General features: G+C 40.9%; 23 protein-coding genes. 19 read left to right on the top strand and 4 right to left on the bottom strand.

Annotation, left to right across the window (positions count from 1 at the left end):
* Positions 1–9 precede the first annotated feature (9 nt).
* The 12 genes from H9L42_RS02380 to H9L42_RS02435 all read left to right on the top strand — a co-directional run bounded on the left by H9L42_RS02380 (position 10) and on the right by H9L42_RS02435 (position 5,972).
* Positions 10–192, top strand: a complete 183-nt coding sequence (locus tag H9L42_RS02380) for a DUF6019 family protein (RefSeq protein WP_187301834.1) — start codon at positions 10–12, stop codon at positions 190–192.
* 24 nt (positions 193–216) lie between these two features.
* The gene (locus H9L42_RS02385; protein WP_187301835.1) at positions 217–630 is read left to right on the top strand and encodes a DUF3788 family protein; all 414 of its coding nucleotides are present in this window, start codon (positions 217–219) and stop codon (positions 628–630) included.
* 24 nt (positions 631–654) lie between these two features.
* A complete protein-coding gene (locus tag H9L42_RS02390; RefSeq protein WP_187301836.1) occupies positions 655–1,113 on the top strand; it encodes a VOC family protein in 459 nt (152 codons plus the stop codon).
* A 34-nt stretch (positions 1,114–1,147) separates the two neighbouring features.
* The gene (locus H9L42_RS02395; protein WP_155219492.1) at positions 1,148–1,675 is read left to right on the top strand and encodes a GNAT family N-acetyltransferase; all 528 of its coding nucleotides are present in this window, start codon (positions 1,148–1,150) and stop codon (positions 1,673–1,675) included.
* 47 nt (positions 1,676–1,722) lie between these two features.
* Positions 1,723–1,977 carry a YgiT-type zinc finger protein gene (locus tag H9L42_RS02400; RefSeq protein ID WP_155219495.1) on the top strand — a complete coding sequence of 85 codons (255 nt, stop codon included), beginning with the start codon at positions 1,723–1,725 and terminating at the stop codon, positions 1,975–1,977.
* A gap of 74 nt (positions 1,978–2,051) precedes the next feature.
* Positions 2,052–2,687, top strand: coding sequence for a GyrI-like domain-containing protein (locus H9L42_RS02405; RefSeq protein ID WP_187301837.1), 636 nt, complete (start codon positions 2,052–2,054; stop codon positions 2,685–2,687).
* 12 nt (positions 2,688–2,699) lie between these two features.
* A complete protein-coding gene (locus H9L42_RS02410; RefSeq protein ID WP_187301838.1) occupies positions 2,700–3,323 on the top strand; it encodes a CatA-like O-acetyltransferase, family 2 in 624 nt (207 codons plus the stop codon).
* A gap of 19 nt (positions 3,324–3,342) precedes the next feature.
* The gene (locus tag H9L42_RS02415) at positions 3,343–3,786 is read left to right on the top strand and encodes a hypothetical protein (RefSeq protein WP_187301839.1); all 444 of its coding nucleotides are present in this window, start codon (positions 3,343–3,345) and stop codon (positions 3,784–3,786) included.
* 312 nt (positions 3,787–4,098) lie between these two features.
* The gene (gene lexA / locus H9L42_RS02420; RefSeq protein WP_346726272.1) at positions 4,099–4,674 is read left to right on the top strand and encodes a transcriptional repressor LexA; all 576 of its coding nucleotides are present in this window, start codon (positions 4,099–4,101) and stop codon (positions 4,672–4,674) included.
* 22 nt (positions 4,675–4,696) lie between these two features.
* Complete coding sequence (locus H9L42_RS02425) at positions 4,697–4,966, top strand: hypothetical protein (RefSeq protein WP_187301841.1); 270 nt, start codon at positions 4,697–4,699, stop codon at positions 4,964–4,966.
* Positions 4,967–4,998: 32 nt separating this feature from the next.
* Entirely contained in the window at positions 4,999–5,193 is a 195-nt protein-coding gene (locus tag H9L42_RS02430; RefSeq protein WP_187301842.1) for a hypothetical protein, read from the top strand.
* A 308-nt stretch (positions 5,194–5,501) separates the two neighbouring features.
* The gene (locus tag H9L42_RS02435) at positions 5,502–5,972 is read left to right on the top strand and encodes a sigma-70 family RNA polymerase sigma factor (RefSeq protein WP_187301843.1); all 471 of its coding nucleotides are present in this window, start codon (positions 5,502–5,504) and stop codon (positions 5,970–5,972) included.
* Positions 5,973–6,063: 91 nt separating this feature from the next.
* Here H9L42_RS02435 and H9L42_RS02440 read toward each other — a convergent pair whose 3' ends face one another.
* Positions 6,064–6,462, bottom strand: coding sequence for a putative toxin-antitoxin system toxin component, PIN family (locus H9L42_RS02440; protein WP_187301844.1), 399 nt, complete (start codon positions 6,460–6,462; stop codon positions 6,064–6,066).
* A gap of 1 nt (position 6,463) precedes the next feature.
* A complete protein-coding gene (locus tag H9L42_RS02445) occupies positions 6,464–6,721 on the bottom strand; it encodes an AbrB/MazE/SpoVT family DNA-binding domain-containing protein (protein ID WP_187301845.1) in 258 nt (85 codons plus the stop codon).
* Positions 6,722–7,357: 636 nt separating this feature from the next.
* Between H9L42_RS02445 and H9L42_RS02450 the strand changes: the two genes are divergently transcribed.
* From H9L42_RS02450 to H9L42_RS02475, 6 genes are all read left to right on the top strand, one after another.
* Positions 7,358–7,732, top strand: a complete 375-nt coding sequence (locus H9L42_RS02450; RefSeq protein ID WP_187301846.1) for a type II toxin-antitoxin system PemK/MazF family toxin — start codon at positions 7,358–7,360, stop codon at positions 7,730–7,732.
* 142 nt (positions 7,733–7,874) lie between these two features.
* A complete protein-coding gene (locus tag H9L42_RS02455) occupies positions 7,875–8,075 on the top strand; it encodes a helix-turn-helix domain-containing protein (protein WP_187301847.1) in 201 nt (66 codons plus the stop codon).
* Between the two features lie 11 nt (positions 8,076–8,086).
* Positions 8,087–9,274 (top strand): tyrosine-type recombinase/integrase, encoded by a 1,188-nt coding sequence (locus tag H9L42_RS02460; RefSeq protein WP_187301848.1) that lies wholly within the window; start codon positions 8,087–8,089, stop codon positions 9,272–9,274.
* 591 nt (positions 9,275–9,865) lie between these two features.
* Positions 9,866–10,960: a Fic family protein gene (locus H9L42_RS02465; RefSeq protein ID WP_187301849.1), complete on the top strand. Its 1,095-nt coding sequence runs from the start codon at positions 9,866–9,868 to the stop codon at positions 10,958–10,960.
* Between the two features lie 298 nt (positions 10,961–11,258).
* Positions 11,259–11,639 carry a TnpV protein gene (locus H9L42_RS02470; protein ID WP_087178933.1) on the top strand — a complete coding sequence of 127 codons (381 nt, stop codon included), beginning with the start codon at positions 11,259–11,261 and terminating at the stop codon, positions 11,637–11,639.
* A 210-nt stretch (positions 11,640–11,849) separates the two neighbouring features.
* Complete coding sequence (locus H9L42_RS02475) at positions 11,850–12,698, top strand: ABC transporter ATP-binding protein (protein ID WP_187301850.1); 849 nt, start codon at positions 11,850–11,852, stop codon at positions 12,696–12,698.
* Here the strand turns inward: H9L42_RS02475 and H9L42_RS02480 are convergent.
* The gene (locus H9L42_RS02480) at positions 12,655–12,999 is read right to left on the bottom strand and encodes a hypothetical protein (protein WP_187301851.1); all 345 of its coding nucleotides are present in this window, start codon (positions 12,997–12,999) and stop codon (positions 12,655–12,657) included. The genes H9L42_RS02475 and H9L42_RS02480 overlap by 44 nt on opposite strands.
* 148 nt (positions 13,000–13,147) lie before the next feature.
* Here H9L42_RS02480 and H9L42_RS02485 point away from each other — a divergent pair, with 148 nt between their 5' ends.
* The gene (locus H9L42_RS02485; protein WP_187301852.1) at positions 13,148–13,369 is read left to right on the top strand and encodes a DUF134 domain-containing protein; all 222 of its coding nucleotides are present in this window, start codon (positions 13,148–13,150) and stop codon (positions 13,367–13,369) included.
* A gap of 113 nt (positions 13,370–13,482) precedes the next feature.
* Here the strand turns inward: H9L42_RS02485 and H9L42_RS02490 are convergent, their stop codons facing one another.
* Positions 13,483–15,891: an MBG domain-containing protein gene (locus tag H9L42_RS02490; protein ID WP_187301853.1), complete on the bottom strand. Its 2,409-nt coding sequence runs from the start codon at positions 15,889–15,891 to the stop codon at positions 13,483–13,485.
* Between the last annotated feature and the right edge of the window lie 167 nt (positions 15,892–16,058).

Genomic DNA, 16,058 nt, shown 5'->3' on the forward strand with positions numbered 1-16,058 from the left:
GTTCAAATTATGTGGGAAGAATTAGGAATCAGTGGTGGAACTGCAATCATTATTTTGATTGCATTGTACTTTATTGTGAAATGGGCAGTAAAAAACGGTGTAAAAGAAGCGTATAAGGATATTACTGGAAAGAAAACAGCTGAGGATACTGAAATTGAAATGGCACTCGGACTTGACACTAAAGATAAGTAAATCCGGATTTACGGAGGAGATACAGTGCTTGAAAATATACCTACTCAATCAACTATGACTGAATTGCTCGGACAACCTTTGTTTGAGATCTGGCAAGAGCTGTGTTCGGTGATTGAAGAAAAATACGATATGGAACGGCTATGGAATACAGGCGGTAAGAACTGGACTTATGAATATAAGTACCGCAGAGGCGGCAAAACGCTTTGTAGCCTGTACGCAAGAAGGAATTGCGTTGGTTTTATGATCATTTTTGGAAAAGATGAAAGAGCAAAATTTGAAGATATAAGAGATTCGCTTTCTGACTCCGTTTGCAGACAATATGATGAAGCAACAACTTATCGTGACGGGAAATGGGTGATGTTTAAGCCAACCGATACTTCTGAATTCGATGACTATATGAAGCTGCTGGCTATTAAAAGAAAGCCCAATCGGAAATAGTAATGAGAATATCGGGAGGAAAAAATGAAATTAAAAAACCCTATGCTGGTAGTAACAGATATAGACAGATCAGTTGAATTTTATAAAAAAGTCTTTGGACTTCATATCATTATGGACTTTGGAGCAAATAAGACATTAACAGGCGGTTTAGCCTTACAAACTGTTGAAACATATAAAAATTTTATCGGTACAAATGACATTTCTTTTGGCGGCAACAACTTCGAGATTTATTTTGAGGAAGATGATTTCGATAAGTTTGCCGAGAGGCTGAAGGAATGTGATATTGAATATATCCACCCGATTATGGAACATTCTTGGGGGCAGAGAGTCGTCCGCTTTTATGATCCTGATAAGCATATTATCGAAGTCGGAGAGAATATGAAGGTCGTATGCAAGCGTTTCTTGGATAGTGGAATGACGCCGGAACAGGTTGCAAAGCGAATGAATGTACCTATGAAGTTTATAAATGCTTGTATGCGGTAAGGCTATTTTTAAATGGATAAGGAACGAGTAAGATATGAACTACTCTATAAGAGAAATGCGAAAAGAAGAATATAGTCTGCTCGGTGACTTTTTGTACGAAGCAATTTATATTCCGGATGGTACGGCTGCGCCGCCTAAATCAGTGATAGCTTGTCCCGAATTGCAAGTATATATTGCAGACTTTGGAAACAGCAAACACGATAAGGCTTTGATTGCAGAAGTTGACGGCAATATTGTTGGAGCAATATGGGCAAGAATTATGAACGATTACGGACATATTGATGATAATACTCCATCGCTTGCAATGTCTGTCCTTAAAGCGTACAGGGGTATGGGAATCGGAACTTCATTACTCACGCAAATGATGTCAACGGAAAAAGCTGCCGGTTATGCGAAGCTTTCTTTATCTGTTCAAAAGGACAATTATGCAGTAAAGCTATATCGAAAAGCTGGCTTTATAGCGGTCAAAGAAACGGACGAGGAATACATTATGATCGTCAATCTAAATTCTATTTACAAAACGATCGTATTTGACTATAAAAACGGTTTACCACGACTTTAGTAGAATACATAGATTAGAAAATTTTAATTTCTCAAGGAGGGTTTACAATGAAATGTATAAAATGCCATAACACACTACACACGGAAACTGGCGGATTTTCTATGACCATCAACGGAAAAACTATAAAAGTCATAAACGCACCTGTATTACATTGCAAGAACTGTAATTCGGTAATTATTAGCGATGAAGTAAAAGAAAAGGCAAAAGAATTTTCAAAAGTGTATTTATATCCAGACAATACTCTTGATTACGCAGAATGTGAAGCTGGAACGATGATGTCGGTAATGAATTTACTGTTTTGATGATGACAAAATCCTAAGTTGTTGAACAGGAAGATATATGTGATAACATATTGGACTGATAAGGAGTAAGCAAAATGGCTTTTGATTACAAGAAAGAATACAAGGAATTTTATATGCCGAAGAACAAGCCCGGAATTATAGAGATTCCGAAAATGAACTATATCGCCGTCCGGGGAAAAGGCAATCCCAACGAGGAAAACGGAGAATACAAAAACTCAATCGGCTTGCTGTACGGCATCGCCTTTACCATAAAGATGAGCTACAAGGGGACGCATAAGATCGAGGGTTTCTTTGAATATGTCGTACCGCCCCTTGAAGGACTTTGGTGGCAGGAAAACACAAAGGGACTTGATTACGCCAGAAAAGAAGATATGCATTTTATCTCTATGATCCGGCTGCCGGACTTCGTAACGAAGGAAGATTTTGAGTGGGCAGTTGAAGAAGCAACAAAAAAGAAAAAGCAGGATTTTTCTAAAGTTGAGTTCTTCCCCTATGATGAAGGACTGTGCGTTCAGTGTATGCACATCGGCTCTTATGACGATGAGCCTGCCACCGTTGATTTAATGCACGACTATATGAAAGCAAACGGGTATGAGCTGGATATTACGGACACAAGATACCATCACGAAATCTATCTGAGCGATCCGAGAAAATGTGATGTGAGCAGACTGAAAACAGTTGTGCGCCACCCAATCCGGAAAGCTGAGTAAACGGAGGATATTATGCCTAAAGAAGTCGACCCTAAAGATACTGCACGAGCTACGGCATATGCACTTTGGATGAAAGCACCCAATCCAATGGTAACTTTTTTCAAGACCTTTGATGTGACCAATCTGATAAAGGTCAGCAGAAAAAGAAGCTTGAAATTCAATATGCTGCTCGATTACTGTATCGGCGGAGCTGCTGTAGGGATAAAGGAGTTTTATATCCTTCCGGTCGGCGATAAACTCATACAGTATGACGCAATAGCGGTCAACACTATCGTGAAAAACAAAGAGGGTGAAGTCAGTTCCTGCGATCTTTCCTATGACGCGGATCTGAGCAAATTCAACGAGCAGTACCTGGAGTATACGGCACAGGTTGCAGCGAGCTGTAAGGACAGAGACTTGTCAGAAAACAGTATGGTCATCGGCACGTCCGCCATCACAGATACGGAGATCGACGGAGCTGTCGGCATGAACAGCGGTATTTTCAATAATCCGTTCATCATCTGGGGAAGGTACAGAAAGAAATGGTTTCGGTACTATCTGCCGCTGTCGTTTCAATTCCATCACACGCAGATGGACGGCGCGCACGCGGGCGCGTTTCTGGAAAGGGTACAGATCGAAATTGACAGATTGAAGTAAAAGGAAAAGAGAGGATGTTATGAAAAAAGTATGGATATTAGCAGCGGTAATGATGATAGCGCTTCTGTGCGGCTGTCAGGCAAACGAAGATACGGGAGCGGATTACAGAGATGACTTTTCAAAGGCGCAGGAGATCGCAGTGGTTCCCGCAGGCACATCGGAAGTTACCAAAATCATATCTTCCGGTGAGGATATTGAAGCATTCGTTTCAGGCATGGATATAGAAAGCTGGAAATTGGCGAAGCTGCCAGAGGGAGCAGTGGAAGTCGGAACTTTCGGGCTATCACAAGAAAAAACGATAAAGCTGGGTCAGACCGATACTGACGGGACGCTTTACGATGTAGCCACGATCACATTATATGAAGAGCCTTATATTGCTGTAGAGATCGTCGGGGTGGATATGGATATGATGTTCCAAGTGAGTGAAGGTGCGGCAGATCATTTGAAGGGGTATTTTGAATAACGTTCGGAAATATTTTGCGGCAGATACGCAATTGTTATATATAGTTGACAAATTGCCAATAACAGTTGGTTGATAAAAGATGGGATACATGTAATGCTTGCTTTTATAAAAAACAGAGCAAAGGAGACCAAGCGTAATATTGGAATATATATGATGTGGTATTGCTAAAGATGGGGAGTTATTTCCCCATCTTGTTTTATATTTAAAAAAGCACTTGCAGTTTGCAGAGATGGGCGTATAATGAACCTATCGGAAACAGATTGATTCTGATAGAAACGGAGAGATATAATGAGAAGTAAAAGTATCGATACAATGAAAAAAATCAAAACCTTTGCAGAGGAATATTATATGCTCCATTATCAATCTCCGAGTATGGCACAGATCGCAGAGAATATCGGGATCGCACGAAGTACTGCGTATAAGTATTTGATAGAGATGGATCATAGGGGGATGATTTCTTATGACGGTAAAAAAATCCGTACTGAAATTATAGACCATTCTAATCCGAAAATGATCAGGGCTGCGGTACTGGGAAATATCGCATGCGGACTTCCTAATGTTGCAGAAGAAAATATCGAAGAATATGTGTCGCTTCCGGAGAGTCTGTTTGGCAGGGGAGAATTCTATATCCTGAGAGCAAGAGGAGAATCTATGATCGAAGCCGGGATTGAAGATGGGGATTTAGTTGTAATAAGAAAACAGTCTTATGCAAATGATGGGGATATTATAGTAGCTCTCGTTGAAGAAGAAGCGACATTAAAGAAAATGTATCGAGAAGAAAATGGACGTATCATTCTGCACCCTGAAAACAAGGATATGTCCGATATCGTTGTTGACAACTGTATCATACAGGGAATAGCAGTAAAGGTAATTAAGGATTTGAATTAAGACGGTATGAGAGGTGAAGCGTATGGGAGTGGAATATTATAAAGGCAAACCTATTCCTTTGTTTGAATCAGTAAAGTTTAATAAAGAAATCGGATATGGTTTGTCTGCAAGTGAAGATTGTAAAAGCTATTTGTTATATGAATTCAAAGATCACAACGTTGTACCGCGCCTAAAGATTAATGTAAAAGAAGGAACTGCGCTGGAACTTGAACTTGATAGTGAAGGCAAATTCAATGTTCATATCTTTGATAAGGAAGGTAATGATAAAGGAATTTCGCAACTTCCGATATAAGATAATAATAATTGTCTTTGGGAGGTGAAAGAATGGAGAGAGGGAAATACATCATCACTTGCCCCATATGCGGAAAGCGGCTGTTCAAGAGCCAGTCGCATAATGGATGTATTATAGATGTACAGTGTTCTAAATGTGGGAGCTATTTAAATATCAAGCATGTTGACTGTACACTGAGTGTGTGTGAAACGGTCGCTGAATATAAGGGAAAAGAAAATGAAAAGTAAAACTGAATAATGAGGATAGCAGAAGAACCGGTGAACTGGGCAGGAACCCTTAAGACCGGCGCTGCTATCCGAGAGTTTGTGAATGGTCTGTACTTGACAAAGAATCATTAAGAGCCTGGCAAAACATAAGTGATCCTGATTCAGGATATGTTTTGTCAGGTTTTTTTGTTGCCTTTTTCAGATCGCTTATGTTAGGAGGCTCGGAACGGAGCACCCTGTGAGAAGAAAATGGCAGCCTGACATGGCGAAATATCCGTGATCTCCGATTTCAAACAAGTTGGAACAGTTTGGAATTCGGAGGTCAGGAAATGAAATTTAATTATAATACAGAGAAGAAAAAATATATTAGAAAATGGGAAGTGCTGGAGAAAGAATATGAAACAGCTGGAATGGATAAGAGCTTAATTGAAGAAATGAAACGCTTTGATTGGGAGCTTTTTAAGAAAGAACGGGTTTTCTGCAGACATAATCAGTATCTGGAAGTCAGTTATCCATATAATGAAGGGAAAAGCCCAGAGCAAAATTCTTTGATGTTAAAGTTTATAGAGAAGTTTTCATATGAAGAACGATATTTTCAGGACAGTAGGTATGGATGGATCGAGGAAATTGAAAATACGAGCCTGGTAAAGAAAATAAAAAATCTTAATATCTCAGAAATAGAAATACTGACAATGTATGTCTTTGAGGAGAAATCACAGACAGAAATTGCAGAAAAGATGAATCTCACTCAGCCAAGTGTTTCGAGGCGTATTAGAGTGATAAAAAAGAAACTGAAATAAACAATACAAAAAGAGGGGCGGCAGATTGCCGTCCCTTGAAAGATTTTATTCGCAAATATACAGCTTTTCGGCTGATTCACCGTTGGTAAAGTCAAGCTTTCACACCTTCATTTTCGAGAAACTGTGCAACGGTCATGCATTTCGGACGCTCCATATCCAGAGTTAAAAAATCTTTGTCTCCGGTGAGGATAATATCCACATCTGATACGATAGCAGCATTTAAGATCGGCTGATCTTTTGCGTCACGTATCAACTTTTCTGCATGCTCTACCGCAGGAATCAACTCATAGGACATTTCTGTCAACAGTACTTCGGCATCCGGGAGATACTTTGGCGCTTTCCGTTCGAGAATATTCCGTAATTCCGCGATGTTGCGGTCACACAGAACAATTTCGTGATTGTCGGCAATATAGAGTAAAGCCTGTGCCGGTTTGGAATGGGGAAAGACCAAAGCGGAAAACAGGATGTTTGTATCTACCAATATACGCATCTTATCGTTCCTTTCCATACCGTGTTTCGTCTACAAGCGCCTGGATATCATCTTCGCTGGATACGTTCAGTGCCTCAGCAGCTCCGGCAAAAGCGACCTGAGCTTTTCGGATTGCCGCAGCGGAGGCATTGCTGACAACGATCTCTCCATTCTGTTTTTGCAGGAACAGGATTTTATCGCCGGACTTCAGCCCAAGCTGTCGCCTGATTTCTATCGGCACAGTAATTTGACCGTTTGCAGAGATTTTTGCCAGGTTCATACAACTCACCCTTTCTATTCTTTAGAATTCAAGTTTTCTTTATATGTTTATATTATATCCCACGTGCCGGAGAAAGTAAACTCGTTCAACAAAAGAGTTGCTCGTTTATGAACTTTTTTAAATATAGAAATAAATATATGTTGCCTCAATGCATATTTTTAGATTTACAGGTGCCTACCATATAGGAGGAACGATGAAAGCTTATAAGAAGCAGACAAAATAAAACCTCCGATGAACCTTGATAACAGAATACTCAGTCCATCAGATACATTATCTATGGTAATACGATGAGTATAAGCGCCATTTGCGGATACGCCTATTACAAGAACTTGTAAGCGATAAATATTCGGCAATAAACGACAGGCAGCTCCTGTCCTGCGCGATGACCACCATAGAGGATAATGATACTCCCGTCCAGCCACAGCCCTGCAAAGCAGGATCACGCAATGGGGGCGGCTCTGTGAGAACCACAGTTGGGGTGAGAGTCCCGTGGAGCAAGTACGCTGCTTGCCGTTTGATGGATTCCTCACTTCCGGGATGTCGAGGACAAATATGGAAGATATCATATAGAAATGTTTTGCTGGCAGAAGGCATTTACTGCTATTCTGCCGGCTCTTACATAGGAGGTAGGCAGATATGGAAGAGAGAAGTTTTAAAAGAGGAGAGATATATGTAGCGGATCTGAGTCCGTATGTAGGATCGGAGCAGGGAGGAATTCGTCCGGTGATTATATTACAGAATAATTTGGGGAATATATTCAGTCCAACACTGATCGTGGCGCCGCTAACAAGTAAGTATAAGAAGCGTAATCTACCCACCCATTATTTGATAGAGGATGTAGAGGAACTGAAAACAACTTCTCTGGTGCTTTTGGAACAAATAAAGACAATAGATAAACGGAGAATAACCGAGTATATTGGACAAGCATCAAAAGACGATATTAAAAATATTGAAAAAGCATTAACGATCAGCTTGGGATTTGAAATCCCTGTTGAAATCGATGCTCCTTAATCGGGAGCATTTTGTAAAAGATTAAAAAATGAAAATCGCACATTTCACAAAAGAAAAAGAATGCGGTATGTTAAAAGCAGATTCTATATAGAAGGAGTCATCCATGGATATAAAAACCAATAGTCAGTTAATGAGAGTATATGTGTCAAGCGAAGTTAAATTTTACACGATAAGTGATTTAATGAAACTTCTGGGCTGGAGTGAAGCTACCATACAGAAATTATTTAACGATCCGAAATTCCCGGCAGCTAATTTTGGCAGGAATAAAGTGGTGGAGGCTCATGCACTGATCGACTATTTCTCAAGGCGGCACGACAAGCATAAGGAAGTTTACTGGAGATAGGAGATGTTGAAATGGCAAAAGGAAAACCGAAAAAAGGAATAAACGGTGAGGGTACTTTCCGGTATAAAGACAGTGGGAAAATTGAATACAGAATTTCATACAGAGATGAATTCGGATCTATTCGCAGAAAGTCCTTTACAGGTATTGATGAAGATGAATGCGTATATAAGGCTGAAGTGTTTCTGGCTAAGGAGGAAAAACGGCAGCGAGGGATTGACGTAAACGCGACGATACCGGAAATCGTCAAGTATCGTTATGATTTGGATTTACAAAAAAATTATGTTGGCGAGCAAGGATATTCACGAAACATGGGGACCTTGGGAATTATTAAGAGGAATAAAATCGGAAGTATTCCGATTGCTGAGTTGACAGAGCTGCATATAGATATATTTCTTTCTTCAATAACGAATTATTCAAACAGCGTTATAGGAAAGATTTATCAGCAGATGAGGATGGCGTTTGCTATTGCGTTGAAAAAAGGCATAATCGAAGAAAATCTTATGCTTTCTGAAGATTTGAGATGCCCAAAATCAAATAAGAAAGATAAGAAAGTAAGAGGGCTTACCGAGGAAGAGCAGGATAGATTTGTGAAAATGTTAGAAGAATATCGAATTCCAAGAAATAGAAATGATTACAGACTTCAGCTGTTGATAGAATTGTTTAGTGGAATGAGGATGGGAGAAGTTAATGCACTGAGCCCTGATAACATTGATTTCAAAAATAAAATCGTTCATGTCCGGTCTACTGTATCGAGAGGGTTAGAATACAGAGATTTCATAAAAGATGGTACCAAGACTTATACTGGTATTCGTGACATACCGATGAACAAGATGTTGGAAAAATACTTGTTAGAAGCGATGAAGAAAATGAAGAAGAATCCGCATAATCTGGTTTTTTATGATTTTAATAAGAAAAGTATTGTTTCAACGAGTCAGGTAAATTGCTTTTATCGAAGAGTGTGCGAGAAAGCAGATATTGAATATAACGGACAGCATTCTCTCAGGCACACGTTTGCAACACGATGTATAGAAGCGGGAATTCCCCCGGTAGTTTTGAAAAATTGGTTGGGACATAAAAACATCCATATTACCCTTGATACCTATGCAGATGTATTTGACAGAATGAATTTCAACGCAGTTGAAAAATTGGAAGATTACATCGGGACTTTTGAAGCTGGGAATAGGGAAGCAGTTATTTAGTTATTGGGAAATCATTATATATGATATTCCGGATTTTATAATACGATTAAAGAAGATCTAATTGTAAAGCTTAAAGCCTGAGGCTTAAACGGTAAGAGGTTAATTGGAGACAGAATAGGGGACGAGTGGAAAGTAAAAGCCTGAAACTAAGTAATATCAAAGGGTATAGAGCTTTCGCAATCCCGTCATCTCCACCACTAGAACGTTGAAATTTCAACGTTCTTTTCTTTTGGGGATGGAAGTTGACGTAAAATTGACGTAAAAAATGTTTTCAGGCTTTCGTATCTTGATAAAATAAATTAATTCGTTTTGCGTCTTCGTGTTCTGTTTTTTCCAGAATGTGCATGTGGGTTCGCAGGTGTGTTAAGAATCGTGAATATTTCCAAGAGAAATTTTAGTTTTGCTTTTGTGTCGAATGACCTGGGGCCACCGGTGGCGGGGAAGTTCCCCGCTATTTTCATATAGGAAGTTTTTTGGTGTAGGAAAGAAAGACATTGAATATGAAAAATAGTGAAAAAATAATGTAACTAAGTCAAAAAAGGTTATAATAGAATTAGCTATAAAATACAGAGTAACGAAGGATATGTAAAAATGATAAAGGTTACATTGACCAACGAAATACTGAAAAGAATCACTGCTATTAATGAGAATCGGTTCTCTCTTAGCAAGATCTGTATGCCTGCAGTAACAAGGAACAGATTGAGAAAGAACTCAAAGAAAAAAAGTTCTTATGCATCAAACCGGATTGAGGGAAATCCGCTTACTGAAAATCAGGCAAGCGAGGTTATTGAAAGAGATCCTCACAGACACTTCCTGAAACCGGAGCAAGAAATCCGCAATTATTTCCTGGCGCTGAATATGCTTGAAAAAATGGCAGAGCAGAGGAAAGCTTTCTCTTTGGAAATGATACTTAAGGTTCAGGCAGTAGTGGAGAAGGGTGCTTCAAAGGAAAAAATCGGACTGCGAGGACCGATGCCTCCTGGAACTCTTTTTGCAGTATATGATTCAGATACAGGTGCTGCTGCGTACATTCCACCTGAATACTCAGATATACCGAAGCTGCTTGATGAGCTGGTGGAATATGTGAATACAACGGATGATCACCCGTTAATAATAGCGGGCATAGTGCATTATCAGATTGTTACGATACATCCTTTTGAAGATGGAAATGGAAGAACGGCCAGACTGCTTTCGGGGTATCTTCTCGACTACTACGGATACGGATTCAATGGTATAGGGTCACTTGAAGAGTATTTTGCGTACGATTCGGACGAGTATTACGCTTCCCTTCAGATGGGCCTGCCGCCTCTGTATTATTCGGGCAGAGATAATCCGCCGCATCCGGAGATATGGATCAACTATTTTCTCAGAATGGTGGAACTGTATTCATCAAAGGTATGCGAACTATCAGAGAACGCAGGGCGGGATGAACTTGCCGTCAGCCTGTCGCATCTTAGTGTAAAAGAAAGAAATCTGCTGGCATTCCTTCTTGAGAATAGGATATATTCTTTCACTCCGATAGAAATAAGCAGGCAGATAGGAGTAACGAACAAGACCGTAATCAACAGATGTGCTGCTCTTACCGCTAACGGATTCCTTATTCCGAATCTTGTGAAGGAAAGAATCCGCTCATATGATGTAAGCGACTTTGCAAAAGCAGGCGAAGAGTACATTGTTCGGAAATAGAACAATGTACATGAAAACTGGAATTTGAAAACCATAAAATTATGAGTGATTATTGCTCTCCGTAGGTTATCAATAAAATCCTCCAAAAGCCTTGAAAATAAAGGATTTATCGCAATGTGTTCGCCTTATCTCTTTATATGATTTCACACAAGTTTACTCTTTCCCTGATTGCTCATAAGGGCAAATTCAAGGGCAAGAAAATCTGATAACAAGATATAACGATAACAAGATATAACAGAGTGTGGCAATCGGAGAACTGTGACATATGTGCGAATATATTATAACGGAGGATTTTTTAATGGACAAGTATATTTATGATGCAAGCAATGGTTTATGGTATGAGTTGCAGGGGGATTATTATATTCCTTGCCTTACTTTACCAGCCGAAAAAGAAAACAAACCTATCAGTTTGTGGGGGCAGCGACACAAACACTACTTACAGGAACATAAACGGACGGTTTATATTTCGCTGCTCACAAGCGGCAAATTGAATAATTACCTTGCCGACATTGACGAACAAGCAACGGAAATGATGTTTCGATTGGTTGAGCAAATGGCTGACAAGGAGGGCGTGACCGAACAACTTAAAGTAGAAAACCCGATGTTGTGGGTTGGTCGAATGAATGAGATACAGGCAAGAGCACGAGAAATTGTATATGCCGATATTATCTATAAGTAAAAAATGTAATATATAGAATATTAAAATTGTGGCAGTCAAAAATTAAAACTTTGCCTGCCACAATTATGATTCGATGTGTTCTCTTTCATAATGAATTTAATTTACGGTATCGCACTGCATCTACTAATTTGGAGTTCGATTAGAACAGGAAAAGATTATATTGATTGCTCTCTATGCGAGATTAAAACCGATTATACAGGAGGAAATTGAATGAGCAATATTATTCAAATCAATAATCTTAATAAAAGTTTTGGAAGTGTAAACGCTGTTCAGAATTTGAGTTTTCGTGTGAAAAAAGGAGAGTTGTTTGCCTTTCTTGGTATCAATGGGGCAGGAAAATCAACTACAATCAATATTATGTGTGGACAACTGTCGAAAGACAGTGGAAGCGTTTTTATTGATAAACACGATTTAGATAAGGATATGGACTATATTAAGCGTGAACTGGGCGTAGTTTTTCAATCATCTGTCTTGGATTCTGCCCTTTCTGTTTATGATAATTTGGAAAGTCGTGCCGCTTTATATGGCATTACTGGAATGGAGTTTAAGAAACGACTTGAGGAACTGGCGAAAATATTAGATTTTGAAAATTTATTGAAACGCACCGTTGGTAAATTATCAGGAGGACAACGCCGAAGAATTGATATTGCAAGGGCTTTGTTTCATAAGCCTAAAATTCTTATTCTTGATGAGCCGACAACAGGGCTTGATCCGCAGACACGCCGACTTATTTGGAATGTTATATCAAGTTTTCGCAAAGATGAAAATATGACTGTATTTTTAACTACGCACTATATGGAAGAAGCTGCGGAAGCTGATTATGTTGTAATCATTGATGATGGAAAAATATCCGCAGAGGGTACTCCGCTTGAATTAAAAAATATTTATACTGGGGATTACATCACAATTTATGATGTAGATGAAAAGGATATTAAAGCACTTGATGTGGAATATGAGCAAATCCGAAACGGTTATCGCCTTTCTGTACCGAATACAAAGGCTGCAACTGAATTGATTATTCGTATTCATCGTAGAGCCGCAACACTTTTTCATACCTGAAATCGATGCCTCTGTCATGCAATACTTCCGCTATCAGCGGCTCTGATTTCGACCGTACCATGAGCCCGAATGTCGTCCTGTGTATCAGTTCATCATCACGAAACTTCATGCCTCCCGCTTTCTTTTTACTTCTTTTCTCATCAGTGCTGTTTATGCTGCGATAGGTCTTCCCCAGCAGCGGCATTATGCAGTCCGGCGAGTAGCCGCGGTATTTCTGCAGCGTACGCTCCTGCGCTCTGATGTTCTCAGACAATATTTTCAGAGCCGCCGCCGCGAAATGTCTGTCCCTGATCGCCGTCACCAGTTCTCTGTTTTCTATATCTATATATTCCTGCTTTACAGATCCCGACTGCATTCTGTAATAGTAAAGGAAGCCGGGGCTATAATGGTGGCAGGCGGGCGGAAAATCGCTTGTCGGAGAGGGGGGCTGTCATGCCGAGACCTAAGAAATGCAGAAGGATATGTGCGCCGGGCAGATGGGCGTTGCCCGGACTACAGGACAGGCCGTATACAACAGCGCGAGAAAAAAGCTGGCGGAAGCGCTGATAAACGTACGCTGCCTTATAATAAAGGGTGAAAATTACGAGATCTGTCCAAGAGCCGGAGAGTGTGCCTGCAAGCAGGGATGTGGCTTTGGCTGCGGTAAAGGCGGCAGCGATGCAGACGGCTGATATGAAGAAAACAGCCTAATGTCTTTACCGGCATTGTATGGACATAAAAGGGGACTGCGCATTAACGGGTTATGTGTTAATGATCAGTCCCCTGTGTTATAATATGCACTTGTTTATCTCATCTTTTTCTTTCTTCCGAAAAGAGCTGCTGCTGCGGCGCCAAGAGCCGCAAAGCCTGCCAATCCCGCCCAGAGAGCGATATCGATGTCATCGCCTGTCGGTGCGGAGCCGCTGCCGCTGTCATTGTCACCGTCGCCGCTACCGCCGCCCGGCAAAGCTTCTTTGATCTCAAAGGCTTTGACTGCTTCAAGTCCCGTATAGTTTTTGCTGCTTGTTACCGCTGCTTTCACATACCATGTCCCGGCGTCTGTAGGGACGGTATCGGTATATTCGCCGTCTTTACTGTCGCTGTATGCGAATGAAACATCTCCGAATTTCGCAGCGGCTGTCGGAGCATTTGCTCCGTCTCCCTGTCTCCAGCCTTTGATGGAAAGCTCCTGCGTCCATTCGTTTGCCGCCTGACTGATGGTAAACGGCAATCCGGCATCAGCGCCCTTGTAGTTATCGTCATCTTCCACACTTGCAATAACAAGATACTCTCCTGCGTCTGTCGGTGCAGAAGAAATTTTCTCATAGCCATCCGGCAGGTTATCTTCCTTTCCGTCATCCTCTTTCTTCTTACACCATGTGAATGAAACGTCTCCTGTGCTTCCTTCCTTAGCTATTTCAGGAGCTTCGACAGCCTTGCCGTCGTATTCCTTATTAAGACTTTCGGTTGCGATCTCGAGAGTACTGTATGCCTTGTCAACGTATACTGTCAGATTGCGTTCCACATATTTACCGGTTTTGTTATATCCATCCACATTACTAAAATCATATTCTTCGGTATAAGACGAAACATCAAAATGAGCGGGATATTTTTGTTCTCCTACAGAGACAGGAGTATTTTCATCTTTCCATGTCCAGTCAACCGGCAATTCGATGTCCGACAGCTTGTCTTCGTAAACGGCAGTCAGGTCAGTAGGCGGGTCTATAATGAAGGTTGCAGCAGGCAGTGTGAAATCTATATTTCCATATGGTATCCCGCTGATCTTAAAGCCATAATCGGTTTCAGTTACCGTCAATCCTTTCAGCTTGATTGATTCGTTAAGCTCTTTAATATAATCCTCAGGCAGAGAATATCCTTCATTTACGGTTACGGTAATTTCATCTATATGGTTGTTTAAATTTACTGGTTGGCTTCCGTTATTTGAAGATATTGCAAGCCCAGTGCCTGCAGAAATCTTTACATTATATCCGGGTCCTTGTGCAGCCCTCATGGCATATGTGATCCGATTATCCGTATCCGTTTTTTCCAGCCAAACCTCGCAGGCATTAAAGTTGTCCGCATTCATGCCCATTTTTTTCATATCTTCCGCAGTAATCGTTACCTCGTCCTCTCCTGCAGTGACTTGTTTCGCATAGGCTCCCTCGCTGTCCTGCACTACCAGATATGTACCTGGTAGTGCGTTGGTTATAGTCACTTCTTTTCCATCATTGGACACCTTTGCCATCCACCTGTCAGTGGAAGAAAGATAACGCAGCGTAAAAGCTCCGTCTCCGTTTCCATTTGCGTTAGCAAATGTCATCTCGCCTTCTTTCGTCGCTGCAGGTGCGGCAGATGCAAATGTAACGGTCGACAGACTTAATTTAAAGGCAGGCTTCACATAATGGCCTGCAGCGTCCCAGACTTCTTCAAATGTAGTCCTGGGAGAAGGAGAAGCATCATATTCCAAAGCCATCCACCCGCCATAAGGAGCACGAAACCACCAATTAATTGAGCCTAAATACTTATTACCAAAATGAGAGGTATGACCGGTAAAAACAGGCAGTCCGCCGGACAGGTCATCCATACTGTTTTCTCCTACAGTTATTTTGGCATTAGGGTCGTCTTTAAAGAATACCGTATCATTAGGAGTTACATAAGGTGCATACAGATAGTCTCTTGTATAATATGGCTCCTCGTTTAGGCAATCCCAGGTATAGATGGTCGAACGTCTCATCATAAGTTTTTCGCCCTTTGTGAAAATATTATTGCCTTCAAATTCTTCCTGCAGCTTTTCCCTTACCAGGCTGCGACCGTAATGGCATGAGTTGACCTCTTCCGGAGCTCCATATGGGTAAACGCATCCCCACTCTTCATCATACTCTACAGGGGGATATCCTCCCGTCGCGAAATTCTGATTATATAACATAACATAGTCGTAAAGCAGTGTTAAACTGTCAGGGCTCTGACTTCCCGCTATCCACCAGTTACGATCTCCGCGGCTTCCAAAGTATACCTTTGCAGAAGATGTATCGCCGGCAGTATTAAACGTCTTCAGATCTTCAACAGTTGCAAACAGGGTTTTATCCAGCTTTTCCGATTCATCCGGCGTATCTGTCCCGCAGACTTCCGTGCTCAGTTGCGGTAGCGTTATCGCTGCCATGATCACAGCTATCAGAACTGCCATGATTCGTTTTCCCGTGTGTTTTCGCATCATTGGGAAGCCCTCCTCTCATTTCCCGATATATATATTATATTTATATCAGAAAAGTCTGTCTCTAACATCGCCCGTTTGCGGGGGTGAAATGGGTAATAAAAAGCCGAATTTTGCTGCGGATGTGTGGGATGCATCTTTGAAAAACGCTTAGCGCTCGCAGTATACAG

The sequence above is a fragment of the Zhenpiania hominis genome (assembly GCF_014333425.1).
Lineage (GTDB): Bacteria > Bacillota > Clostridia > Peptostreptococcales > Anaerovoracaceae > Hominibacterium > Hominibacterium hominis.

Coding starts and splice junctions, on each gene's coding strand:
- H9L42_RS02410 (WP_187301838.1), top strand. CDS start 2,700: ATGCCTAAAGAAGTCGACCCTAAAGATACTGCACGAGCTACGGCATAT.
- H9L42_RS02425 (WP_187301841.1), top strand. CDS start 4,697: ATGGGAGTGGAATATTATAAAGGCAAACCTATTCCTTTGTTTGAATCA.
- H9L42_RS02445 (WP_187301845.1), bottom strand. CDS start 6,721: ATGAACCTGGCAAAAATCTCTGCAAACGGTCAAATTACTGTGCCGATA.
- H9L42_RS02380 (WP_187301834.1), top strand. CDS start 10: ATGTGGGAAGAATTAGGAATCAGTGGTGGAACTGCAATCATTATTTTG.
- H9L42_RS02435 (WP_187301843.1), top strand. CDS start 5,502: ATGAAATTTAATTATAATACAGAGAAGAAAAAATATATTAGAAAATGG.
- lexA (WP_346726272.1), top strand. CDS start 4,099: ATGAAAAAAATCAAAACCTTTGCAGAGGAATATTATATGCTCCATTAT.
- H9L42_RS02460 (WP_187301848.1), top strand. CDS start 8,087: ATGGCAAAAGGAAAACCGAAAAAAGGAATAAACGGTGAGGGTACTTTC.
- H9L42_RS02490 (WP_187301853.1), bottom strand. CDS start 15,891: ATGATGCGAAAACACACGGGAAAACGAATCATGGCAGTTCTGATAGCT.
- H9L42_RS02475 (WP_187301850.1), top strand. CDS start 11,850: ATGAGCAATATTATTCAAATCAATAATCTTAATAAAAGTTTTGGAAGT.
- H9L42_RS02430 (WP_187301842.1), top strand. CDS start 4,999: ATGGAGAGAGGGAAATACATCATCACTTGCCCCATATGCGGAAAGCGG.
- H9L42_RS02390 (WP_187301836.1), top strand. CDS start 655: ATGAAATTAAAAAACCCTATGCTGGTAGTAACAGATATAGACAGATCA.
- H9L42_RS02415 (WP_187301839.1), top strand. CDS start 3,343: ATGAAAAAAGTATGGATATTAGCAGCGGTAATGATGATAGCGCTTCTG.
- H9L42_RS02450 (WP_187301846.1), top strand. CDS start 7,358: ATGGAAGAGAGAAGTTTTAAAAGAGGAGAGATATATGTAGCGGATCTG.
- H9L42_RS02470 (WP_087178933.1), top strand. CDS start 11,259: ATGGACAAGTATATTTATGATGCAAGCAATGGTTTATGGTATGAGTTG.
- H9L42_RS02465 (WP_187301849.1), top strand. CDS start 9,866: ATGATAAAGGTTACATTGACCAACGAAATACTGAAAAGAATCACTGCT.
- H9L42_RS02405 (WP_187301837.1), top strand. CDS start 2,052: ATGGCTTTTGATTACAAGAAAGAATACAAGGAATTTTATATGCCGAAG.
- H9L42_RS02400 (WP_155219495.1), top strand. CDS start 1,723: ATGAAATGTATAAAATGCCATAACACACTACACACGGAAACTGGCGGA.
- H9L42_RS02485 (WP_187301852.1), top strand. CDS start 13,148: ATGCAGAAGGATATGTGCGCCGGGCAGATGGGCGTTGCCCGGACTACA.
- H9L42_RS02440 (WP_187301844.1), bottom strand. CDS start 6,462: ATGCGTATATTGGTAGATACAAACATCCTGTTTTCCGCTTTGGTCTTT.
- H9L42_RS02395 (WP_155219492.1), top strand. CDS start 1,148: ATGAACTACTCTATAAGAGAAATGCGAAAAGAAGAATATAGTCTGCTC.